At 71.7% G+C, this 22,209-nt stretch carries 22 protein-coding genes and 1 riboswitch; of the genes, 15 read left to right on the forward strand and 7 right to left on the reverse strand.

Going from position 1 to position 22,209, the window contains the following annotated elements:
- Positions 1-304: 304 nt before the first annotated feature.
- A riboswitch (cyclic di-AMP (ydaO/yuaA leader) is annotated at positions 305-459 on the forward strand.
- A 3-nt stretch (positions 460-462) separates the two neighbouring features.
- Both D581_RS0103545 and D581_RS0103550 read left to right on the forward strand, forming a co-directional pair.
- Positions 463-1,305 (forward strand): LysM peptidoglycan-binding domain-containing protein, encoded by an 843-nt coding sequence (locus tag D581_RS0103545; protein WP_018955852.1) that lies wholly within the window; start codon positions 463-465, stop codon positions 1,303-1,305.
- A gap of 175 nt (positions 1,306-1,480) precedes the next feature.
- The gene (locus D581_RS0103550; RefSeq protein WP_199787765.1) at positions 1,481-3,124 is read left to right on the forward strand and encodes a GMC oxidoreductase; all 1,644 of its coding nucleotides are present in this window, start codon (positions 1,481-1,483) and stop codon (positions 3,122-3,124) included.
- A 90-nt stretch (positions 3,125-3,214) separates the two neighbouring features.
- Here the strand turns inward: D581_RS0103550 and D581_RS0103555 are convergent, their stop codons facing one another.
- The 4 genes from D581_RS0103555 to D581_RS0103570 form a co-directional block, all read right to left on the reverse strand.
- Positions 3,215-3,697, reverse strand: a complete 483-nt coding sequence (locus D581_RS0103555; RefSeq protein ID WP_018955854.1) for a carboxymuconolactone decarboxylase family protein — start codon at positions 3,695-3,697, stop codon at positions 3,215-3,217.
- On the reverse strand, positions 3,694-4,773 hold the full coding sequence (locus D581_RS0103560; RefSeq protein WP_018955855.1) for a dihydrodipicolinate reductase: 1,080 nt from the start codon (positions 4,771-4,773) through the stop codon (positions 3,694-3,696). Before D581_RS0103560 ends, D581_RS0103555 begins: the two co-directional genes overlap by 4 nt.
- A 135-nt stretch (positions 4,774-4,908) precedes the next feature.
- Entirely contained in the window at positions 4,909-7,860 is a 2,952-nt protein-coding gene (locus D581_RS0103565) for a CARDB domain-containing protein (RefSeq protein ID WP_018955856.1), read from the reverse strand.
- 164 nt (positions 7,861-8,024) lie between these two features.
- Positions 8,025-8,948: a UbiA family prenyltransferase gene (locus tag D581_RS0103570; RefSeq protein ID WP_018955857.1), complete on the reverse strand. Its 924-nt coding sequence runs from the start codon at positions 8,946-8,948 to the stop codon at positions 8,025-8,027.
- A gap of 118 nt (positions 8,949-9,066) precedes the next feature.
- On the opposite strand from D581_RS0103570, the gene D581_RS0103575 reads away from it, so the two are divergent.
- The 8 genes from D581_RS0103575 (at position 9,067) to D581_RS1000000141870 (ending at position 15,493) form a co-directional block, all read left to right on the forward strand.
- Positions 9,067-10,119: a 3-oxoacyl-[acyl-carrier-protein] synthase III C-terminal domain-containing protein gene (locus tag D581_RS0103575; protein ID WP_018955858.1), complete on the forward strand. Its 1,053-nt coding sequence runs from the start codon at positions 9,067-9,069 to the stop codon at positions 10,117-10,119.
- Between the two features lie 15 nt (positions 10,120-10,134).
- Positions 10,135-10,668, forward strand: coding sequence for an isoprenylcysteine carboxyl methyltransferase family protein (locus D581_RS0103580; RefSeq protein ID WP_018955859.1), 534 nt, complete (start codon positions 10,135-10,137; stop codon positions 10,666-10,668).
- Positions 10,665-11,681 (forward strand): FAD-dependent monooxygenase, encoded by a 1,017-nt coding sequence (locus D581_RS0103585; RefSeq protein ID WP_018955860.1) that lies wholly within the window; start codon positions 10,665-10,667, stop codon positions 11,679-11,681. The genes D581_RS0103580 and D581_RS0103585 overlap by 4 nt, the downstream gene beginning before the upstream one ends.
- Positions 11,682-11,866: 185 nt before the next feature.
- Positions 11,867-13,528, forward strand: coding sequence for an MFS transporter (locus tag D581_RS0103590; RefSeq protein ID WP_018955861.1), 1,662 nt, complete (start codon positions 11,867-11,869; stop codon positions 13,526-13,528).
- Between the two features lie 3 nt (positions 13,529-13,531).
- Complete coding sequence (locus D581_RS0103595; protein ID WP_018955862.1) at positions 13,532-13,987, forward strand: VOC family protein; 456 nt, start codon at positions 13,532-13,534, stop codon at positions 13,985-13,987.
- 94 nt (positions 13,988-14,081) lie between these two features.
- On the forward strand, positions 14,082-14,480 hold the full coding sequence (locus D581_RS0103600) for a DUF6221 family protein (RefSeq protein WP_018955863.1): 399 nt from the start codon (positions 14,082-14,084) through the stop codon (positions 14,478-14,480).
- A 482-nt stretch (positions 14,481-14,962) separates the two neighbouring features.
- Positions 14,963-15,166: a cold-shock protein gene (locus D581_RS0103605; protein WP_003964323.1), complete on the forward strand. Its 204-nt coding sequence runs from the start codon at positions 14,963-14,965 to the stop codon at positions 15,164-15,166.
- Positions 15,167-15,364: 198 nt separating this feature from the next.
- Entirely contained in the window at positions 15,365-15,493 is a 129-nt protein-coding gene (locus D581_RS1000000141870) for an LPFR motif small protein (RefSeq protein ID WP_018955864.1), read from the forward strand.
- Between the two features lie 180 nt (positions 15,494-15,673).
- Here D581_RS1000000141870 and D581_RS0103615 read toward each other — a convergent pair whose 3' ends face one another.
- Positions 15,674-15,922 carry a hypothetical protein gene (locus D581_RS0103615; RefSeq protein WP_018955865.1) on the reverse strand — a complete coding sequence of 83 codons (249 nt, stop codon included), beginning with the start codon at positions 15,920-15,922 and terminating at the stop codon, positions 15,674-15,676.
- A gap of 346 nt (positions 15,923-16,268) precedes the next feature.
- Here D581_RS0103615 and D581_RS0103620 point away from each other — a divergent pair, with 346 nt between their 5' ends.
- From D581_RS0103620 to D581_RS0103630, 3 genes are all read left to right on the forward strand, one after another.
- Positions 16,269-16,496: a DUF5133 domain-containing protein gene (locus D581_RS0103620; RefSeq protein ID WP_018955866.1), complete on the forward strand. Its 228-nt coding sequence runs from the start codon at positions 16,269-16,271 to the stop codon at positions 16,494-16,496.
- A 29-nt stretch (positions 16,497-16,525) separates the two neighbouring features.
- Complete coding sequence (locus D581_RS0103625; RefSeq protein WP_018955867.1) at positions 16,526-17,617, forward strand: glutamate--cysteine ligase 2; 1,092 nt, start codon at positions 16,526-16,528, stop codon at positions 17,615-17,617.
- Positions 17,618-17,735: 118 nt separating this feature from the next.
- Entirely contained in the window at positions 17,736-18,299 is a 564-nt protein-coding gene (locus D581_RS0103630; protein WP_018955868.1) for a type 1 glutamine amidotransferase domain-containing protein, read from the forward strand.
- Between the two features lie 8 nt (positions 18,300-18,307).
- On the opposite strand, the gene bla is transcribed toward D581_RS0103630, so the two are convergent.
- Positions 18,308-19,267, reverse strand: coding sequence for a class A beta-lactamase (bla, locus tag D581_RS0103635; protein WP_018955869.1), 960 nt, complete (start codon positions 19,265-19,267; stop codon positions 18,308-18,310).
- Between the two features lie 35 nt (positions 19,268-19,302).
- Positions 19,303-20,331: a S66 family peptidase gene (locus D581_RS0103640; protein ID WP_032752462.1), complete on the reverse strand. Its 1,029-nt coding sequence runs from the start codon at positions 20,329-20,331 to the stop codon at positions 19,303-19,305.
- 151 nt (positions 20,332-20,482) lie between these two features.
- On the opposite strand from D581_RS0103640, the gene D581_RS0103645 reads away from it, so the two are divergent.
- Together D581_RS0103645 and D581_RS0103650 are read left to right on the forward strand one after the other, a co-directional pair.
- Positions 20,483-21,376: a siderophore-interacting protein gene (locus D581_RS0103645; RefSeq protein WP_026290159.1), complete on the forward strand. Its 894-nt coding sequence runs from the start codon at positions 20,483-20,485 to the stop codon at positions 21,374-21,376.
- A 184-nt stretch (positions 21,377-21,560) separates the two neighbouring features.
- Positions 21,561-22,118 carry a nitrobindin family protein gene (locus D581_RS0103650; protein WP_018955872.1) on the forward strand — a complete coding sequence of 186 codons (558 nt, stop codon included), beginning with the start codon at positions 21,561-21,563 and terminating at the stop codon, positions 22,116-22,118.
- Positions 22,119-22,209 lie beyond the last annotated feature (91 nt).

Raw genomic sequence — 22,209 nt, forward strand, 5'->3', positions numbered from 1 at the left:
GGCATTTTGATCGATAAGCGGCCTATTGGGGCTGCTGGGGCATTTCCGTGGCCTCATTTTCGCCATCACCGCGAGGGAGTGGTGAGCGTCACGTCCGAGACGGACGGACGCGGAAGTGGAAGCATCGGTTCCCTTCTGTGCGAAGAAAGTTGACGACGTGACGGAGTGGCCCGATCCGGCGATTCCGCCTTTCGATCTTGCGTGAAAAAGGGAATCCGGAATGCGGGGCTTGTTCTGTTCGACGTTTCTCGCCTACGGTCACCGTCAATCCGGATGGAACGCCGAATCCTGCCGCCGTCCGGGAATCCGAAACCCACTCACGCACGGCAGGAGCGGGGGACCCAGGTAAGTCGCCGATCCATAACCGGAACGGCTTGGGGTGAAGTCGCACGAGCGTGCGGCCAGACATCTCCCGTCTGAACCCGACAGCTCACCTCGCAGGCGCCGGAGAGGAAATCCCCCATGCCCGCACAGGGTAAGCACCGTCGTTCCCCGTCCACCTCGCTGCGCCGCGGCCTCGCCGCCGTGACCGCCGGTGGAGCCGTCCTCGCCCTCCCGGTGATCGGCGCCACCAGTGCCTTCGCCGCCCCCGCGCCCGCCGCGGCGCCGCAGCAGGCCGTGGCGCCCGCCTCGATGCCCCAGGCGAATTCCGCCGTGCAGGCCGCGCCCGCCCAGCATTCCGTGACGGCCGGTGAAACGCTTTCCAAGATCGCCCGCGAATACTCCATCAGCGGCGGCTGGGAGAAGCTGTACGAAGGCAACCGGAAGATCATCGGAGAGAATCCCGATCTTATTCAGCCCGGTATCAAGCTGAGTCTCGGAGTCAAGGCCGCGGCCTCTTCGGGCGGTAAGGCGGACAAGGCCGCCAAGGCTTCCCCGTCCGCCGCACGTGGTGCCGAAGCGGACCGTGCCGACCGTTCGGAGCGCGTCGACGCCGCTCCCGTGGCAAAGGCCGCTCCGGCCGCCGAGAAGGCCGTCACGTACACGAACGACCTCGACGGCTGGATCAAGGAGTCGCTGGCGGTCATGGCCGAGCAGGGCATCCCCGGCACCTACGAGGGGATCCACCGCAACATCATGCGCGAGTCCTCGGGCAACCCGGCCGCGATCAACAACTGGGACTCCAACGCGGTCAAGGGCACCCCGTCCAAGGGGCTGCTCCAGGTCATCGACCCGACCTTCCAGGCCTACCACGTGCCCGGCACCTCGACCGACAGCTACGACCCGGTCGCCAACATCACGGCCGCGTGCAACTACGCGGCGGACCGGTACGGCTCGATCGACAACGTCTTCGGCGCCTACTGATCCCTGCGCGCCCAATGCCGAGGGGCCCCGGACCTCATGGATGCTGTCGGCCAACAGCATCCTCCTGGTCCGGGGCCCCTCGGGCGTACCGGGAAGTTACCCCGAAGTTTCTAGTGACTTACCACCCCATCGACAGTAGAACCTGTTGCACTCTGTCGAGAGTGAGGTGTGTCACATGAGCGACACCACCATGCGGGATGGCGAGACCAAGGGTGTCTCGCGTCGAAGATTCATTTCTGGAACAGGTTCTCTTCTGGGTGCTGCGGTGATCGCCGGGCACTCCGCACCGGCGTGGGCGGGAGTCCGGGCGGCAGCAGCGCCGATCGGCTCCGGGGCCCGAGTGCCGGTGCTGGTCGTCGGCACCGGATACGGCGGCTCCGTGGCCGCCCTCCGGCTCGCCCAGGCCGGCGTCGACGTCCATATGGTCGAGATGGGCATGGCCTGGGACACGCCGGGCGCGGACGGCAAGATCTTCGCCAACACCACCAGGCCCGACGACCGTTCCTTCTGGCTGCGGACCCGGACCAAGCAGCCGCTGAGCAACTTCCTCGGCTTCCCCATCGACAGGCACGTCAACCGCTACACCGGCATCCTGGACGCCGAGGAGTTCGCCGGCATCACCGTCTACCAGGGCCGCGGCGTAGGCGGCGGGTCCCTGGTCAACGGCGGTATGGCCGTCACCCCACGCCGGGAGAACTTCGGCGCGATCCTCCCCACGGTGAACGCCGAGGAGATGTACAGCACCTACTACCCGCGCGCCAACAGCGGACTGGGCGTCACCACCATCGACCCCGCATGGTTCGACAGCGTCGACTGCTACCAGTACGCCCGGGTCGGCCGGAAACACGCCCAGCGCTCCGGCTTCCCGTTCCTCTTCGTCCCCGCCGTCTACGACTGGGACTACATGAAGCAGGAGGCGGCCGGGACCGTCCCCAAGTCGGCCCTGGACGCCGAGATCCTCTACGGCAACAACTACGGCAAGAAATCGCTCCAGAAGACCTACCTCGACCGGATCAGGGCCACCGGCCGGGTCACCATCTCCCCGCTCCACCAGGTCACCAGGGTCGCCCCGGCCCCCGGCGGCGGCTACACGGTGCTCATCGACCAGCTGGACACCGTCGGCCGGACGACCGCCACCAAGACCGTCACGGCGGACAAGGTGTTCTTCGCCGCGGGCAGTGTCGGCACCAGCAAGCTGCTCGTCGGCCTCAAGGCCACCGGCGCGCTGCCCCTCCTCAACAGCGAGGTCGGCAAGGGGTGGGGCGACAACGGCAACGTCATGTGCGGCCGGGCCAACCACCTCTGGGACCCGACCGGGAAGGTGCAGTCGTCGATCCCCACCGGCGGCATCGACAACTGGGAAGCCGGCGGGGCGTTCGCCGAAGTCGCCCCGCTGCCCACCGGGATCGAGACGTGGGCCTCGTTCTACCTCTCCATCACCAAGAACCCGAACCGGGCCCGGTTCACCTGGAACGCGGCGGCGGGTAAGGCCGAGCTGAACTGGCAGACGGCGTGGAAGCAGCCGTCCATCGACGCCGCGAAGACCATCTTCGACAAGATCAACCAGAAGGAGGGGACGATCTACCGCACGGACCTCTTCGGCGTCCACAAGATCTGGGGCGACCACCTCACCTACCACCCGCTGGGCGGCGCGGTCCTGGACAAGGCCACCGACAACTACGGCCGGCTGCACGGCTACTCGGGCCTGTACGTCATCGACGGCGCGCTGATTCCCGGCAACACCAGCGTGAACCCGTTCGTCACCATCACCGCGCTCGCCGAGCGCAACATCGAACGGATCATCGCCACCGATCTGTAGGCGACCCACGAGACGCGGGGACCCGCAAAGAGCCCGGGGCCGGGAGTGCCAACCCGGCGGCCCCGGACTCCGTCAGTAGGAGCCCGCCCCTCACCCGTGACCGGGCAGGACGCACACCGCGTCGATCCCCAGCACATGGTTGAGCCGCCCGAACGCCAGCCACGAGCCGATGCTCATCGTCAGCTCCACGATCTCCGCCTGGCTGTAGTGCGCGGTCATCCGCTGCCAGAAGGCGTCGTCCAGACCGTGGTGGTCGAGCGTGTACCGCTCGGCGTACTCCGCCGCCAGCCGGGTGCGCTCGTCGAAGGCGCCGGTCGTACGCCACTCGGTCACCGCGCCGGCGAACTCCTCCTCGACCTTCGCCCCGTCCCGCTCGGTCCGCCAGTCCAGGCAGAACAGGCACCCGTTGATCTGCGCGACCCGCAGCCTGGCCGCCTCGAACTCCCGCAGCCCCAGCGTCGTGTGCTCGTACACGGACATCGAGAAGGCGGCGGCGGCCATGCCGATGCCGGGGACCATCTCCCCCCACACGTAACCGATGGGCTCCTGGCCCTCCGGGATGTCGATGATCATGCCGGTCTCCTTCCCAGCCTGCCGACGGCAGGCCGCAGCGGAACGTCCAGTGCGTCGTACAGGCCCGGCTCCGCGTCCACCAGCCAGTCGACGGCGGAGACGAGCCGCCCGACCGCGGTGGCGTTCCCGCCCGCCGACCGGTTCTCGTCCTCGTCGGAGGCCTCGACCGTCACCTCGATACGGGGGCGGCCCTCGATCACCACCCGGTGCGCGCCCACCCCGTCGGGCGGGGACGGCCAGTCCGGGGCGCACGAGGGATGGATCCGGGTGATGTGCTCGATGACGATGCGCGGCACGCCGCCCACGACGCCCTGCACCTCGAAGCGCACCGCCCCCTGCGTGCCCGCCGCGAACTCTCCCATCGTGCGTGTGCGGACCGTCGACTCCAGCGCCCGACGGTCCATGGTCTCGCGGATCCCGTCCAGCTCGACGTCCAACGCCCGCGCCATGAGCCGTATCTGACCGCCCCACACCATCGTCGGAACGCTCTCCGCCAGCATCAGCGGCTCGTAGTCCATCGGGTGCCCCATGCCGATCAGATGGCGCACCGACTCCTCCTGCTCGTACGTGGAGTAGTCGAAGATCTCCTGGCAGCGGATGACGTCCACCTCGGTACCGAGCCCGCTGACCAGCAGGGGCAGGACGTCATTGCCCCAGCCGGGGTCGACCCCGGAGACGAAGAGCGAACCGCCCCCCTCGGCGATGGCGGCCAGGACCGGGTCCCGCAGCTCCGGCGGGGCGTTGCGCTGATCGTAGAGCGGATAGAGGCAGGGCGTGACGACCACCGCGCCGGCCCGGATCGCCCGGCCGATGTCGGCGAGGGCGTCGTCGGGACGGATGTCGCCGGACGCCGCGTAGACCACTGCCCGGGGGCGGGCGGCCAGGACGGCGGCGATGTCGTCGGTGGCCGCGACCCCGAGCGGGCGCCCGGCCCCGCCGAGCTCGCCCGCGTCGCGGCCGACCTTGGCGGGATCGTGCACGAGGACGGCGGTGAGTGCCAGTGCCGGATGGGCCTCGACGGCGCGGATCGCCGCGCGGCCGACGTTGCCGGTACCCCAGACAACCGTGGGAATCATGCGCGGAGGGTAGCCCCGGGCCCCTGCACTTCCCAGAGCCGTGCGGGACCCAGTTCGCCGGGTGGAAAGGGGTGTTCTCGAGAAGAGGTGCTTCCAGGCCGGCGGCGATCAGCCGGCCTGGAAGCGTACAAGCGGCTACCGCTTGTACCGTGCGCCGTTCGGGGCGCCGGTGACCGTGAACTGCGAACCGGGCTCGATGAGTACGTGGCCGTCGCGCGAGTCGGTGATCGTCACGTCTCTGAGCGTCGCGTTGCCGCGCGCGCCGCCCATCGCCAGGATGCCGGATCCGTTGTTGGACTTGTCGATCCGGACGTTCTCGATCGTGACGTCCTGCATCAGGCCGCCGCCCGTCTTGAACTGGATGCCGTCATAGGTGGAGTCGATGATGTCCGTGTCACGGATCGTGACTCCGGGGATCGGCAGGTTCTGCGGGAAGAGGGTGATCGCGCCGAACTCCTGGTCCTCGTTCCAGAAGGCTCCGCCGGTGCGGTACAGGCCGTTGTTGGCGATCAGCGTCTGCCCGGAGAAGGGCAGCGGGTCATGGTCGGTCGCCAGCATGATGGCCGGGTAGTTCATCGTGTCGGAGATCAGGTTGTTCTCGATCTTGTTGCCGTAACCCCCGTAGATCGCGATGCCGTTGGCTCGCCACGGGAGTTGGATGGTGTTGTTGCGGAAGCTGTTGTCGTGGCCGATGTCGACGGACTGGTCCTTGACGTACTTGCTGGACCAGACCGCCAGCGCGTCGTCGCCGGTGTTGCGGAACGACGAGTTGTGGACCGTGGAGTTGCGGGTGCCGTTGGCGAAGTTGATGCCGTCCGCGTACGTGTTGCGGATCCGCATCCCGGTGAACTCGACGCCGTCGCCCGGGTTCCACAGCTCCGGGAGGTTGGTGTAGTCGCGACCTGCCCAGACGCCCACGTTGGCGTGCTCGATCCAGACGTTGCTGATCTTCGTGTCCTTGCCGAACCGGCCGTTCAGCGCGACGCCGCCCTCGTGGTTGCCGTCGCCGCCGCGGATGGTGCCGGAGCCGAAGATGGCGATGTCGGAGATTTGCGTGTTCTCGTCGATGTCGAAACCGAAGTTGCCCTCGTGCGGGTGGTTGATGCCGCCCGCCTCGTGCGGCGGGGTGAGGGTGTAGAGCTGGGAGTGCCACATGCCCGCGCCCCGGATCGTCACATCGCGGATGCCGACCTGGTTGAACTGGCCCCGGTCGAGCGGGTCGTCGGTGAGGATCTTCTGCTCCTGGCGCCACTGGCCGGCCGGGATCCACACGCAGTCGATCCGACCGGTCTGGTTCGCCGTCACCGCGCGCTGGATCGCCGCCGTGTCGTCGATCCCGTCGTTCGCCACCGCGCCGTACGTCGTGATGGACACACAGCCCGGGGGCTGGGACGAGGGCGCCGCCACCTGCTCCAGGTCGATCAGGTCGATGATGTAGAAGGAGGCGTTGTCGCTCGCGTCGCGCTGGAGCCGGAACTTCGTGCCCGCCGGATAGGTCTGCGTGAGCAGGGCGTGCGCCTCGTCGAACAGCCGCCGTGCGTCGCCGCCGGGGGTGTTGGTGAGTCCTTCGGGGCTGTCGGTGTTCCCGTACAGCCAGCTGTGCTTCGAGGAGAGGTCGATCTTGCGGACGAACTGACCGTCGGCGTACAGGCTGATGGTCGCCTCGCGGCCGCCGCCGCCCGGCGCGTCCGGGATCGAGTTGCGCACGACGACCGAGTTCGACGGGGCGGTCGAGGTGAACTCGACGAACTGGCCGGTGGAGTTGAGCCGCACCGACTCGCGTCCTGAGGACTCGGTGGCGAAGTTGGTGTGCCCGAAGGTGCGCTCGGCGTCCGACTTCAGCAGCGTGCCCCGGTAGGCGGCGTTCTCCGCCTCCAGCTCCGTGTACGGAACGGCCGCGCCGCGACCGACCACGATGGAGCGGGCGAAGGTGTTGTTGGTCTCGCTGGTCTCCGTGACCTGGTTCGTGGCGTCCGCGGTGGCGGTCAGCGTCGCGCCGCCGCTCGCCGCCGTCCAGCTGCCGCCGACCGTGACGTCGGCGGTCGCGCCCGCCGCGATGGCCGGTGTGGTGCCGTTGAGCGTCGTGGAGCCGACGGTCAGACGGGTGACCGTGCCCGCGCTCACCGCGCTGGTGCCGCGGTTGTGCACCGCCACGGTTAAGGTGACCGCCGCGCCGACGGCCGGGTTGGCCGGGCTGGAGGAGATGGAGCGGACCTCCAGGTCGGGGCCGGGGCTCTGCCCGACCACCAGCGGGGAGGCCGTGGTACGGCTGTTGTTGGCGTTGTCCGACTCGACGACCGTGTCGGTCGGGTCCACCAGAGCCGAGACGGTGTACGAGCCCTGCGGCCGCTTGCCGGCCTCGACCGCGACCGGGGCCGAGGCTCCCGCGGCGAGCGGGCCGACCGGCGCGCTGCCCACGACCACGCCGCCCAGGCTCACATTGACGGTCGTCGCGGGGGAGGCGGCCGAACCGGCGTTGCGGACGGTCCCCTCGATGGTGATGTCGTCCGTCTCGGACGGGGAGGAGGGGCTCCAGGACAGAGCGCTCACGGTGAGGTCCGGGTTGGGCGCGGCCGTCCCCAGGACCTGGACCTCGGCGATCTGTCCGCCGGGCGCCCCGGTGTTGGCGAAGAACTTGAGCTGGAGGTCGGCGACCCGGCCGTCCACCGGGATCGTCACCGTGTTCTGGTTGCCCGACGGGTTGAACGCGTAGCCGGCGCGGGCCCGGAGCGAGGTGAACGCGGTGCCGTCCTGGCTCCGGCCGAGCACCTGGATGTCCTGCGTCCGGCTGCCCCAGATCGGGTCGGGGTTGAGCTTGACCACCACGGACTCCAGGTCCGCGTCGGCGCCGAGCTTCACCGTGAGGTCGGCCGGCAGCCCGTTCGACTCCCAGTAGCTGTCGACCTTGCCGTCGTTGGCGTTGGCGGCCGGGAACCCGCTGTGCGATCCGCTGGCGACGACGGGCTTGCCCCGGGCCAGATCGGTGGCCTCAGCCGCGCTCGCGGCGACGGGCAGGAGCCCGACCGAAACCATTCCGGCTATCAGCAGCCCGGTGATCGACTGTCCGGTGAGTCGCTTCCATCTCATGACGCCCTCTGCTTCCACGATATTTGAGTGCACAAGTCAATCTTTTGCGGTGAGAGGTTCATAGATTTCTGCCCTGTTTCTGATTTGTCAACGGTCTTCGCATGGTCATGTCATTCGCGTGCCACGGTTGACGTGCCGTCAGGTCACAGATCGGGCGGGGTTGTTCAGGCCCCGGCGGCACCCCGGGCCAGCAGCAGCGCCAGATCCACCGCGGCCACGGCCACCGCTCCGGCCAGGGCGGCCTTGCGCCACCGGCGGCCGAGAGCCGGGCCCGCGAGCGACGCCGCACCCGCCAGGACGAGTGCCGCGGCGCCCGCGGCGTCCACCGGTCCCGGCGGGCCGAACGCCAGCACGGCCGTGGCGCCGAGGAGCGGTACCGGCAGCAGCAGCCGGGTGCCCCGGTCGCCCAGCCGGTGCGGGAGGCCCCGGATCCCGGCCGCCCGGTCCGCCGCGATGTCCGGGAGGGTGTCGGCCAGATGCGCCGCGAACCCGAGCAGTGCGCCGGCCGCCACCGTCCACCACCGGGGCCACGGTCCGCCGGGCAGGGAGAGGGCGACGACGGCGGGCAGGGCGCCGAATCCGGCCACGTACGGCAGCCAGGACAGGGCGGTCGCCTTGAGCCGCAGGTTGTAGAGCCAGGCGGCGGTGACCGCGGCGAGGTGCACCGTGCCGGCGAGGATCCCGCAGGCCAGCGAGAGCGGTACGCACAGGGCGAGCGCGACCGCTGCCGCGGCCCACACCGCACGCGCCCCGACCGTGCCGTCGGCCGCGGGTTTCCCCCGGCGGCCGGCATCGGCGTCACGCCGCGCGTCGTACGCGTCGTTGCACCAGCCCACCGAGAGCTGGCCGGTCAGCACCGCGGCCGTGACCAGCGCGGAGCGGGGGCCGCCGAGGCCGGAGCCGAGGGCGAGGGCGCACGCGAGCGCGGTCACCGCGAGCGCCGGCCCCGGGTGGCACGCGAGCGCGACCCCCACGACCCGGCCGCGTCGCCCCGCGCCGGCCGGCCCCGTCCCGGCGGGCGCCGCTCCGACCGTCCCGGCGTCGGCCGGATCCACTCCGGCCCGGCTCACCCTGTCCGTGGCGTCCATCGGGCGATCGTAGGGGCCTGGCGCCCCGTCAATGCGGCGACCGGGCGGGTCCTTTACGCCGTTCCCTCGAACCTTGTGGGCAGGATGGGGCCATGACGCCACCGAACCAGGAGGCAGAATGACCCGCATCGCCGCGGTTCACGGGGCTCTGCCGCCCCACCGCCACACCCAGCGCGAGGTCACCGACATGGTGGCCCGCACCTGCCTGCCGCCCGGAGCCGACCGCCGTGTCCTGGACCGGCTCCACGAGAACGCCCGGGTCCGCACCCGGCACACCGTGCTGCCCCTGGACGGCTACCGGGACCTCGACGGCTTCGGTGCGTCCAACGACGTGTTCATCCGGTCCGCCGTGGACCTCGGCGCCCAGGCCGTGCGCGGTGCGCTGCGGGCGGCGGGGCTGCGGCCCACCGATGTGGACCTGCTGATGTTCACCTCGGTCACCGGCATCGCCGCCCCCTCCGTCGACGCCCGGCTCGTGGCCCGCCTCGGCATGCGGTCGGACGTCAAACGGCTGCCCGTCTTCGGCCTCGGCTGCGTCGCGGGAGCCGCCGGGACGGCCCGGCTGCACGACTACCTTCTCGGCCGTCCCGACGACGTGGCCGTGCTCCTTTCGGTCGAGCTCTGCTCCCTCACCTTCCAGCGCCACGACACGTCGCCCGCCAACCTGGTGTCGACCGCGCTGTTCGGCGACGGAGCGGCCGCCGTGGTCGCCCTCGGCGCCCGCCGGGCCGTCGCCGGCCCCGAGATCGTGGCCACCCGCAGCCGGATGTACCCGGACACCGAGCACGTCATGGGCTGGGACATCGGCGGCACCGGCTTCACCGTGGTCCTCGACCCAGCGGTCCCCGACGTCGTCCGCCAATATCTCGCGGACGACGTACGGGAGTTCCTCGACGAGCACGGCCTCAAGCCGAAGGACGTCGCCCACTGGGTGTGCCACCCGGGCGGCCCCAAGGTGCTGGAGACCGTCACCGAGGTCCTCGATCTGCCCGACGGCGCGCTCGACGTCACCTGGCGGTCGCTGGCCGACGTCGGCAACCTGTCCTCGTCCTCGGTCCTGCACGTCCTGCGGGACACCATCGAACAGCGCCGCCCCGAGCCGGGCACCCCCGGACTGCTGCTGGCCATGGGCCCGGGATTCTGCTGCGAACTGGTGCTGCTGCGCTGGTAGGAAGGAGAGACCCCCATGACCTCGACCTGGTACACCCTCCTGGTGCTGGCCGTCGCGGCCGAGCGCCTCGCCGAACTCGTCGTGGCCCGGCGCAACACCCGCTGGAGCCTCGCCCGGGGCGGCGTCGAATCGGGCCGCGGGCACTATCCGGCGATGGTCGCGCTGCACACCGCGCTCCTGGTCGGCTGCCTGGCGGAGGTGCGGTTCGCTGAACGCCCCTTCCCGGCCGTACTCGGCTGGACGATGGCCGCCGTCGTCGTGGCCTCGCAGGTGCTGCGCTGGTGGTGCATCCGCACCCTCGGCCCCCGCTGGAACACCCGGGTCATCGTGGTCCCCGGCCTGCCCCGGGCCACCGGCGGCCCCTACAGGTGGCTGAGCCACCCCAACTACGTCGCCGTCGCGGCCGAAGGCCTCGCGCTGCCCCTGGTCCACGGGGCCTGGGCGACCGCGCTCGTCTTCACCGTCCTCAACGCCGTGCTCATGGTGGTGCGGATCCGGTGCGAGGACGGGGCGCTCGCCCGCCTCCCGGCCGCGGACGCACCCGCGTGATCGACGTCCTGGTCGTGGGCGGCGGCCCGGCCGGACTGGCCGCCGCGATCCGGGCCGCTTCGGCGGGCCTGGAGGCGGTGGTGGTCGAGCCGCGCACCACCCCCGTCGACAAGGCGTGCGGCGAGGGCATCATGCCCGGCGGCGTCGCGGCCCTGCGCGACCTCGGCGTACGGGTGACCGGCCACGAACTGCGCGGCATCCGCTACACCGACGGCCGGCGCAGCGCCGAGGCGGCCTTCCGGGGCGGCCCCGGCGCGGGTGTCCGCCGCACCGAACTCCACACCGCCCTGCACGAGCGGGCCGCCGCCCTCGGCGTACGCGTCGTCGCCGCGAAGGCGGGGGAGATCCGGCAGGACGAGGACAGCGTCACCGCCGCCGGGCTCACCGCGCGCTGGCTCGTCGCCGCCGACGGGCTCCATTCGCCGCTGCGCCGCTCCCTGGGCCTCGACCGGCCCGTCACCGGGCCCGGACGCTACGGCCTGCGCCGCCACTACCCGATCGCCCCGTGGACGGACCACGTCGAGGTGCACTGGTCCCGGCACGGCGAGGCGTACGTGACCCCGGTCGGCGACCGCCTGGTGGGGGTGGCCGTCCTGAGCCGCGACCGCCGCCCCTACGACCGGCATCTGGCCGCCTTCCCCGCTCTCGCGGCCCGGCTCGCGGGCAGCGCGGGGGCAACCCCCGTACGCGGGGCCGGACCGCTGCGCCAACGGGCACAGGGCCCCAGGGCCGGGCGTGTCCTGCTGGTCGGCGACGCCGCGGGCTACGTGGACGCCCTGACCGGGGAGGGCATCGCCCTCGCCGTGGCCACCGCGACGGCCGCGGTCGACTGCCTGACCGCCGGGCGGCCCGAGGACTACCCCCGACGGTGGGCGCGGGTCACGCGACGCTACCGCCTGCTCACCGCGGCCCTGCTGGGCGCCGCCGGCCATCCGTCCTCGGGGCGGCTGATCGTCGCCGCCGCCCACCGGGCACCCGTCCTCTTCCGCACCGCGGTCCACGCACTCCAGTGAACCGCACCGCGGTCCACGCACTCCAGTGAATCCGGTCGCTCGCGCGGGCGGCGGTCGCTCGAATGGCGGGGCTCCGGGTTCCGGCATAACGTCGGTCGGGTGAACGCCCGCGTTCATCCGACCGACGCAGAGACCGGCCGCCCGCACCGGGCGCACCGCCCTCGGTACGAGAGACGAACCCCACCATGACGGGCTCCCACGCGACACCCGCCGATACGGCCACCTCCGATCGGCACCGCGGCGGACTGGCACTGCTGGTCATCGCCTCGTGTCAGCTGATGGTGGTGCTCGACGTCACCATCGTCAACATCGCGCTTCCGCACATGCAGAAGGACCTGGGATTCTCCACCGAGAACCTCTCCTGGGTCGTCAACGCCTACACGTTGACGTTCGGCGGCCTGCTGCTGCTCGGCGGACGCCTCGGCGACATCCTCGGCCGCCGTCGGGTCTTCGTCTTCGGCGTGCTCCTCTTCGTCTTCGCCTCGCTGCTCGGCGGGCTGTCCCAGGAGGGCTGGCAGTTGCTGGCCGCCCGCTCGCTCCAGGGCGTCGGCGGCGCGATCGCCTCCCCCACCGCCCTGTCGCTGATCACCACCACCTTTCGCGAGGGCCCCGAACGCAACCGCGCGTTCGGGGTGTTCGCGGCCGTCTCGGCGGGCGGCAGCGCGATCGGCCTGCTCGCCGGCGGGTTGCTGGTGGAGTGGCTGGACTGGCGCTGGGTCCTGTTCGTCAACGTTCCGATCGGTCTGCTGATCGCCTTCGCGACCCCTCGCTACATCCCCGAGTCCGCACGCCGTCCGGGCCACTTCGACATCGCCGGCGCGCTCACCTCGACGGTCGGCATGGTGCTGCTCGTCTACGGCTTCATCCGCGCCTCCGAGGACGGCTGGACCGACGCGCTGACCCTCGGCTCGTTCGTGGTGGCCGTGGTGCTCCTCGCGGTGTTCATCACCGTCGAACGTGGCTCGAAACAGCCCATCACGCCGCTGTGGATGTTCCGCGACCGCAACCGCGCCGGCTCCTACGCGATGATGCTCAGCCTCGCCGCCGCGATGTTCGGGATGTTCTTCTTCCTGACCCTCTTCGTGCAGAACGTCCTCGACTTCAGCCCGCTGCGGGCCGGCCTCGCCTTCCTGCCGGTGAGCGCCGTCATCGCGGTCAGCGCCGGCCTGGCCTCCCAACTGCTGCCCCGGTGGGGACCGAAACCCTTCATGGTGGTGGGCGCGCTGCTGGCCGCAGCCGGTCTCGGCTGGCTGACGCTGACCGACGTCCACAGCTCCTACCTCGGCTCGGTCCTCGGCCCGATGCTCGTGTTCGGCTTCGGCATGGGCATGCAGTTCGTGTCGTTGACCCTCATGGCGGTCTCGGGCGTCGCCCCGAAGGAGGCGGGCGCCGCCTCCGGCATCCTCAACGCCACTCAGCAGGTCGGCGGGTCCCTGGGCCTGTCGATCCTGGTCACGACGTTCGGTACGGCCAGCCGTAACGAAGCCACCGACCAGGTGCCGAGATTCCTCCAGGAAGGCACGCCCGCCCAGCTGCTGGAGTTCCGCAGGACCGGCGAGCTGCCACCGCCCTGGGGCGACCAGGTGCTCACCTCGGGCGTCTCCAGCGCCTTCGTCGTCGCGGCCTGCTTCGCCGTGGTCGCCGCCCTGGTCGCCCTGTTCGTCATCCAGGTCAGGCCCGCCGACCTGGCCCGCCTCCAGGGCGGCGCGGCACCCCTCGCGGGTGAGACGAGGGACGACGCAGAAACGGACGGGACACGGCCCGGCGGCACGAACGCGCCACGGCAGCCGGGCATCGACGAACCACGGCCCGGCCCGGAGGCCGAGCGACCCGCGAAAGAGAGCTGACCCATGGACTGGACCCTCGAAGTGATCGTGCTGCCCGTGACCGACGTCGACCGGGCCCGGGACTTCTACCGGGACAGCATCGGCTTCCACGTCGACATCGACGCCGAGGTGATGCCCGGCGCCCGCGTCGTCCAGCTGACGCCACCCGGTTCCGGCTGCTCGATCGCGCTCACCGACGGACTGCCCAACCCGACCGGAACCCCGCGGCCGGGCACGTACCACGGCCTCCAGCTCTGCGTCACCGACATCGACGCCGCGCACGCCGAGCTCGTCGGCCGGGGCGTCGAGGTCTCCGAGCCGCAGCGGTACGCCCCCGACGACGGGGCGACCTTCATGTACTTCACCGACCCCGACGGCAACGGCTGGGCCGTGCAGGAGTATCGCCGCCGGAAGACCGAACCCCTGCACAAGGTCCTCGCCGACCTGGCCGCGAGCAACGAGGGGGACACGGTGGGGTGAACCGGATGCGGAGGTGGATCGCGCCGCGTCCGGTCCACCAGAATGCTCCCCGTATCGAGTGCAGAGATCCATCAGCGCAAGGGAGCGGCATCCAATGGGCGCCAACGCAGACATGGTGGCCTTCGTCCGGGCGCGGCTCGCCGACGAGGAACACGTCGCACTGGCCGCCGGCGGGGACCGATGGCGGTGCCCGGCCGATGTGCCGGGCGAGGTCCACGACCGCACCGGCGGGGTGGCGTTCACGGTGCGGGGCCGGGGCTTCGACGAGCACATCGCGCTCCAGGACCCCGCGCGGACGCTGGAGCGCATCGAGACGAACCGGGTCATGCTCGGCGAGTACGTCGAGGTCGCCGACCTGGACACCGACCGCCCGGCCGAGGACTTCCGCTCCGGCCGTGCGGTGGGCCTGGGCTTCGCCGTACGGCAACTGGCCGCCGAGTACGCCGGCCACGCCGACTACCAGGCCCGCTGGCTGCCCCGGTTCATCCAGTAGCACCCGGGGGCCCGGGCCGCCCGCCGATCCCGTGAGTGCCGGTGCGTCACCTCCAGTTGCCCCGCAGGGCCGCCCGTCGGGCGACGACCGGCTTCTTCGATCGGTGTGTTTCCGGCCAATGTGCGGACGGCCGTCGACCGGTGCCACCGGCCCCGTCCGCAGCGGGTGGCGGCCTGGGCCCGGCCGCCCCTCCAGGTGCCGCTGGTCCGGTGGGCGCGCGGTGTCGCCAGGGGCGCCGACGGCCCCTGAACGGACCGTAGTCGGTGTGGTACGAGCCGGTGACCGTGAAGGTGATCCACAGCAAAATGGCGTTGCTCTCTGGTGAGGAGTGATCCCGGCGTGTAGCGTCGCCGGAAGATGTCGTGGTTCGCAGTACCTGCCCGCGCCTGGCGCGGGCGTTTTGCTGTGCAGTGCCTGAGAACCAGGGCGATCACCTCCGGGTCCGCGCGGTGCGGATCCGTTTACTGCTGAGAGGTACGGGCATGGCCAGCGGAACCGTCAAGTGGTTCAACTCGGAAAAGGGCTTCGGCTTCATCGCGCAGGACGGCGGCGGTCCCGACGTCTTCGCGCACTACTCCAACATCAACTCCACCGGCTTCCGTGAGCTCCAGGAAGGCCAGGCGGTGACCTTCGACATCACGCAGGGCCAGAAGGGCCCGCAGGCGGAGAACATCACCACCGCCTGATCCGGGTTGACCGACCCTGGAGCCCCGGAGCGCAGCGCGCTCCGGGGCTCCAGGGCGTATCGGGGCTCCAGGGCGTACCGGCCGGCTTCCTGCCGGGCGGTTCCCCGGTTGGGACGGCGCGTGCCGGGTACGCGGTGGATCTCGCACCGGTCGTTCCGGAACTTCCGGAAGGCCGGTCGGGGGAATGGAGGGCGACCCATGCTCAAGGCCATCGCAGATGTACTCCGCTCCATCGCAGGAGCCATCGCCACCGTGGTCACGCTGCCCTTCCGGGCCCTGGCCAGGCTGTTCGGCGGCGCGTCGAGCAGCGCGCGCGGCCACCACTGAGCGCACATGCCCGTGCCCCGGCCCCTTTCGGGCCGGGGCACGGGCATGTCGTGCGCGATGAGCCGTCCGGACTCCTCCGGGGCCGGGGCTCAGGGGCGAGCGTCCCCGGACTCCTCCAGGGACTCTGGCCTGGGGGGGGAGCGTCCACCCGGCCGGAGTCCCTGAGCGCGGACGTGCTCCTCAGCCCGTCGACTCGTCCGGGGTCGGATGCCTTTCGGGGTGCGGGCCCGCGTTGCGCGGCGTGTTCCGGCCGGCGCCGGCCTCGTCCAGGTCGGGGTGTCCGCCCTGGCGGGCCACCCGTTCCGGCACCGGTATGTCGAGAGCGTCCTCGCCCTCCTGCGTCTGCTGGTCCTGCATGTCCGCGGGAACGGGGGGCGGGCTGCCGGAAGCCCCGGTGTAGGCGGTGCCTTCCGGCCTGCGGTCGGTCATGAGAGCTTCCTTCCGTACTGCCCCCGGTGCGACCGGGGGACGGGTGATGCGCCCTGCTGGGTACCCGCTGCCGTGCGGATCACTCCTGGGGCCCGATGAGGGCCGGGACACAGGGCCCCGCTGCCGGGAGGCGGCCGGGAGGCGGCCAGGAGGGGCGGAGAAGATGCGGAGGCCCTGCCCCCCGGCCATATTGGAGCTCCGGCCACCGGCCGGGAGCGCGTCGCGCGGCCCGGAGCGTCGGACGCGGTGCCCTGGTGTGTGGCTTGCCCGTGGGCGGGTACCCGGGGCGTTGCCCACCCGGGCGAGCAGGACACCACGCGATGATGACGGCGAAAGGACGCTCCGCATGCTGATGGCCCATCCCACGGTACTGCGCAATCTGATCGAGCAGTACGAGGCACTGCGTGTGCTGCACGCGGAGAGCGGCGGCGAGGAGGCCCGGCAGCGCATGGACGACGTGGCGTACACGCTGTGCGTGTCGACCGGCACGGGTGACGTCGACAGCGCGCTGGTCGCCGCCCGCCACCAGTTGCCCGGCGCCCGGCCCGAGGACGACTCCGTCCTCTCCGCCTGACCGCCGTCGACCGTGGAAGGGAGGGTGCCGTGGCCCGCACGGTGGGTGTCGAGGAAGAGCTGCTGCTGGTCGACCCGGCGAGCGGAGAGGCACGCGCCCTGTCCTCGGCGGTACTGGCCATCGCCGAGAAGAAGGCGGTCGGCGAGTCGGCCTTTGAGCCGGAACTGCACAGCCAGCAGCTGGAGTTCTCCACGCACCCCTGCGCGGACATGGGTGAACTCGCCGCCTCGGTCCACCAGTGGCGCACCGAGGCGGTACGGCACGCCGCGGACGTCGGCGCGTCGGTCGTGGCCCTGGCGACCTCGCCGCTCCCGGTCAGCCCGACGATCGGCACGGGGGAGCGGTACCGGTGGATGGCGGAACGCTACGGGCTGACCGCTCAGGAGCAGCTGACCTGCGGCTGCCACGTCCACGTCTCGGTGGAATCGGACGAGGAGGGCGTAGCCGTGATCGACCGGGTGCGCTGCTGGCTGCCCGTCCTGCTCGCCCTGAGCGCCAATTCCCCGTTCTGGCAGGGGCGGGACAGCGAGTACAGCAGCTACCGCAGTCGGGTGTGGGGGCGCTGGCCGTCGGCCGGCCCGGTGGAGGTCCACGGCACCGCCGAGGCGTACCACGCCCAGGTGCGGTCCCTGATCGGCACCGGGGTGCTCCGGGACGAGGGGATGGTCTACTTCGACGTGCGCCTCTCGCACCGCTACCCCACGGTGGAGGTCAGGATCGCGGACGTCTGCCTGGACCCGGCCGACACCGTACTGCTGGCCACGCTGGTACGAGGGCTGGTGGACACGGCCGCACGCCAGTGGCGGGCCGGTGAGCCGCCCCCGGACGTCAGCACGTCCCTGCTGCGCGTGGCCTCCTGGCAGGCGGGCCGTTCGGGTCTGGAGGACCGGCTGGTCCACCCCCGCACCCTGCGCCCGGAGCCCGCCCCCGATGTACTGCGCGCCCTGCTGGACCATGTGCGGGACGCCCTGGAGGACAGCGGGGACCTGGAGGACGCGGAGCGGGCCCTGGCCGACGTGGTCCGGCGCGGGAACGGGGCGCGGATCCAGCGCGAGATCCTGGCGCGGACCGGGAGCCTGCGCGACACCGTCGCCGCGTGCGTCCGGATCACGGCCGGATGAGCCGCCCCCGGGCCCCTGCCGGCCGATACGGCGAAACGGGAGCCGCCGCGACGACACGACACTCACTCCGGCGTACGAACGGCGACGGAAGAACGACACCACAGGAACGGAGCAGCCCATGCCCACCACCGCTCTCGACGACCGCCGGATCCTGGCCATCGTCACCAACTACGGAGTCGAGCAGGACGAACTCGTCGTCCCCGTGAAACACCTGCGCGGACACGGGGCGCAGGTCAGCGTGGCGGCGGTCTCCGCCGACGGGATCCGCACCCTCGTCGGTGACCGCGACCCCGGCGAGACCGTGCGGCCCGACCTCACGCTCGACGACGTGGACCCCGCCGCGTACGACCTGCTGCTGGTCCCGGGCGGCACGCTGAACGCCGACTCGCTGCGGCTGGAGGACGCCACCACCCGGATCGTCAGCTCGTTCGCCGCTTCCGGCCGGCCGGTGGCCGCCATCTGCCACGGGCCGTGGGCGCTGGTCGAGGGCGGCTACGTCCGGGGCAAGACGCTGACCTCGTACGCGTCGCTGCGGACCGACATCACCAACGCGGGCGGCACCTGGGTCGACAAGCCGGTGGTCCGCGACGACGCCTCCGGCTGGCCGCTGATCACCTCCAGGAACCCCGGCGACCTGGACGACTTCCTCGGCGAGATCGACGCCGTGCTCGACGAGTCCTGAGCCCTCCGCTACGGACGGTCCCGCCGCCCGGTCAGGGCGGCGACGGCGGCGGACGCCGCCTTCGCGATCAGCGTGTTGTCGTAGTCGGCGTCCGCGTCCGCCCGGTTGGAGAGCACCGCCAGCACCAACGGCGCCGCGTCGGGCGGCCACACCACGGCGATGTCGTTGCGCGTCCCGTACGTACTGCCCGCCCCGGTCTTGTCGCCGACGGTCCACCCCTCCGGAACCCCAGCCCGGATCAGTTCGCCGCCGGTGGTGTTGGTGGTGAGCCACTGGGTGAGCCGGGCCCGCTCGGGCCTGCCGAGGGCGTCGCCCAGGACGAACGCCCGCAGATCCCCGGCCAGGGCCCGGGGGGTGCTGGTGTCACGGGTGGCTCCGGGAGTCCACTCGTTCAGCTCGGTCTCCCGCCGTTCCATTCGGGTCACACCGTCCCCCAGCTCCGCGAGCACCGCCTGCAGCTTCCGGGGCCCGCCGACCGCGTCGAACAGCAGATTGCCCGCGGTGTTGTCGCTGAAGCGCACGGCGGCGTCGCACAGATCGCCCAGGCTCATTCCGGTGGCCACGTGCTTCTCGGTGACGGGGGAGTGGTCGACCAGATCCTCACGGCGGTACGTGACGACCCGCTCCAGCCCGCCCAGCCCGTGCTCGCGGAGCACGGCCCCCGCCGCGAGCGCCTTGAACGTGGAGGCATAGGCGAACCGTTCCCCGTCACGGTGGGCGACCGTGCGCCCGGTCCCGGTGTCGACGGCGTACACGCCGAGCCGCGCCGCGTACTCCTTCTCCAGCGCCGCGAAGGCGAGCCCGGCGCCCCGCGCCGCGGCCGAGGGAGTTTCGGCCGCAGTCCCGGCGGGCGAGGGCGAGGGCGAGTCGGATTCCGTGCCACAGGCCGCGAGCGGCACGGACACGAGGGCGCCGCCCAGCAGACGGAGTACGGAACGCCGGGCGTGGGGGTTCGGCAGTCGGTTCATCCCGTCATGCTAGGACGCACATGCCGTCCGGCCGGTCAGTCCAGCGTCTGCGTCAGTTCACTGCGCGTCGCCGTGTGGACGACCCGGCCCCGCGCCCCGTTGACCAGGGGGAGATACGGCTGCACATGGCCGCACTCGACGTCGGCGACGATCGGCACGCCCAGCGGTCCGAGCGCGTCCAGCACCGCCTGACGCTGGGTGAGCGAGCCGCTGTCCGGGGCCGAAGTCCGGGCCACGAGAACGGCGTTGGCCGCGTCGAAGAACCCGGCCAGCCGCATCCCGTGCAGATTGCGGCAGATGGTGAACGCGTCGTGGCCGCCGGCCTCCACATACACGAGGAGGCCCTCCGGGGCATGAGCCCGGGCGAAGGCGGAGGTGTCGAGGTACGGCGTCCCGGTGAGGTTGCTCAGCATCTCGATACAGCCTCCGATCAGCCGCCCCTCGACGTCCACGTCGCCGCCGCCGTCCAGCCTCCTCCACCGGCCCGGGGTGTCGAGCGTGAACGTGCGGACCTCCGGGTGCTCGGCGTAGTCGTCGTAGCCCGTGGCCCGGTGACGCTCCGGCGGAATCTGGGTGAACCGGTGACCCGGCGGCGCGGCGACGACGTCGAGCCAGGACACCAGCCCCTCCGGCACCTGATAGGGGGTGTCCAAGAGGTTGTTCCCGTGCACGGTCGCCGACCCCGTGAGGAGGGTCAGCGGCGTCATGACGGTCGACATGTCGGAGTAGCCCACCACCCAGGTGGGCTCGGCCCCGCGCAGCCGGTCCCAGTCGAGCAGGGGCAGCAGGTCGATGGCGGTCTCCCCGCCCCACGGGGGCACCACGGCCCTGATGGCGGGATCCGTCAGCATGGCCGTCAACTCGGCCGCCCGGTCGGCCGCGGACGCGCTGACGTGCCCGCCGCCGTCCATGCACCGGCCGGTCACGACCTCGTACCCCCGTGCCTCCACATCGCGCACCGCGACGGCGAGCCGACCGCCCAGTTCCCCGGGCACTCCGCTGGACGGGGAGGTGACGCCGATCCGGTCACCGGGGCGCAGAGGGCGTGGATATCGAACGGACATGCGTCGGATCTTGCCACAGCGCCCGCCCGTACGACCGATGCCGTATCGAACTGGCACCCGTGAAAGGTTAGGCTGGCCTAAGTCAATTCGGTTCTCTCGTCCCGGCGGGCGAGGCGCTCAGGCCGACCACGCGTACGAAGGGGCAGAGTCCATGACGATCCACCGAGCCGTCGTTGCCCGAGTGCAGCCGCTCACCGGGACCATGACGCGCGTCACCCTCCACGGAGAGGGTCTGGCGGGCTTCAGGACCACCGGGGTCGGTGACGAGTACGTACGGATCTTCCTTCCGCACGGCCCGGACCGCACCGAGGTCTCCCTGCCCCGGACGACCGAGCAGGGCGGGTGGGAGACCCCCGAGGGACAGCCCGTCGCGCCCATGCGCACGTACACGATCCGCGCGGTGCGCCCGGAGGCGGGCGAGGTCGACATCGACTTCGTGCTGCACGAGGGCGGCGTGGCGTCCGGCTGGGCCGCCGAGGCGCGGCCCGGGGACGTCGTGGGCGTCAACGATCCGACGGGCCTCTACAGCCCCCCGGCCGACCTCTCCTGGCAGGTGCTGGTCGCCGACCAGACCGGTCTGCCCGCCGCCGCGCGGCTGCTGGAGAACACGCCGGACCACGTCAGGACCCGGGTGGTGCTGGAAGCGCCCGCGCCCTCGGCCGTGCTGCCCCTGCGGGAGCCCTCCGACTCCAAGGTGACCTGGACGTACGGCGGGAACGGTCACGGCCCGAGCCGCCTGGCCGACCTGGTGGCCGCCGCCGTCCCGCCCGGCACGGACCTCGCGGGCGGGTACGTCTGGGTCGCGGGGGAGACCAACGCCCTGCGCTCGGTGCGCCGTTACCTCCGCCGCGACCTCGGGCTCCCGGCGGACCGCTTCAAGGTCGTCGGCTACTGGATACCGAACTCCGACACCTGGTCCGAGCGCTACGAGGCGCTGCCCGACGCCGTGCGCTCCGAGCTGGAGGCCCTCTGGGACAACCCGGCCGGCGACTCCGAGGACCTCACCATCCGCTACGAGGCCCGTCTGAGCGACCTCGGGCTCTGACCGGGCCGATCTCGCCACCGGCCTGGGCGGGCGGCGGTGGCGAGCGCCGGGCCCATCCCGTACTTCGCGCCGGCCGCCCAGTCAGCGTCGGCCCCGCCCACCCGTATGCGGGGCCGCGTCCGTACTCACCGGGCAACCCCTAGGCTGCGACCCTGTACCGGTACCGACCCAGGAGCGCACCCGCATGCACGACCCCGCCCCCGGACTCCCCTTCCCCGACGCCCTCCACCCCGGAGCCTCTCCCGCGCCGCATCCGCTGCTCGCCCCGGTGACCGGGTTCATCGGCACCTGGCGGGGCACGGGCCGCGGCGGATATCCGACGCTGGAGGCGGACTTCACCTACGCGCAGGAGGTCACGTTCAGCCACGACGGGCGGCCCTTTCTCGCATACGAGGCCCGGGCCTGGCTGCTCGACGCGGACGGGCTGCCCCTGCGGCCGTCCGCCCGCGAGACGGGATGGTGGCGTCTGCGGCCGGACGGTCGGGTGGAGGCCCTGATCACCCAGCCCACCGGCATCGCGGAGATCTCGGTCGGCCACGCTCGCGACGGCGTTGTGGACCTCGCCACCGAGCGGGTGTCGCTAGCCCCCACGGCCAAGGAGGTCGACGCCACCCGCCGCCGCTACACCCTGACGGATCCGGACACGCTCGCCTTCGTCCACGATCTCGCCGCCGTCGGCCGGCCGCTCCAGCACCACCTGTCGGCGCGGCTCCGCCGGGAAGCCTCTGGCCAGGGCATTTAGGCCTCTCGTTGCCGGAGTGTGACCAAAGGCGTGCATGGCGGACGGGCCACAGGGCAGGTGGACGGGAAGCCAGGAGAACAGGAGCACTTCC

The sequence above is a fragment of the Streptomyces sp. CNB091 genome, assembly GCF_000377965.1.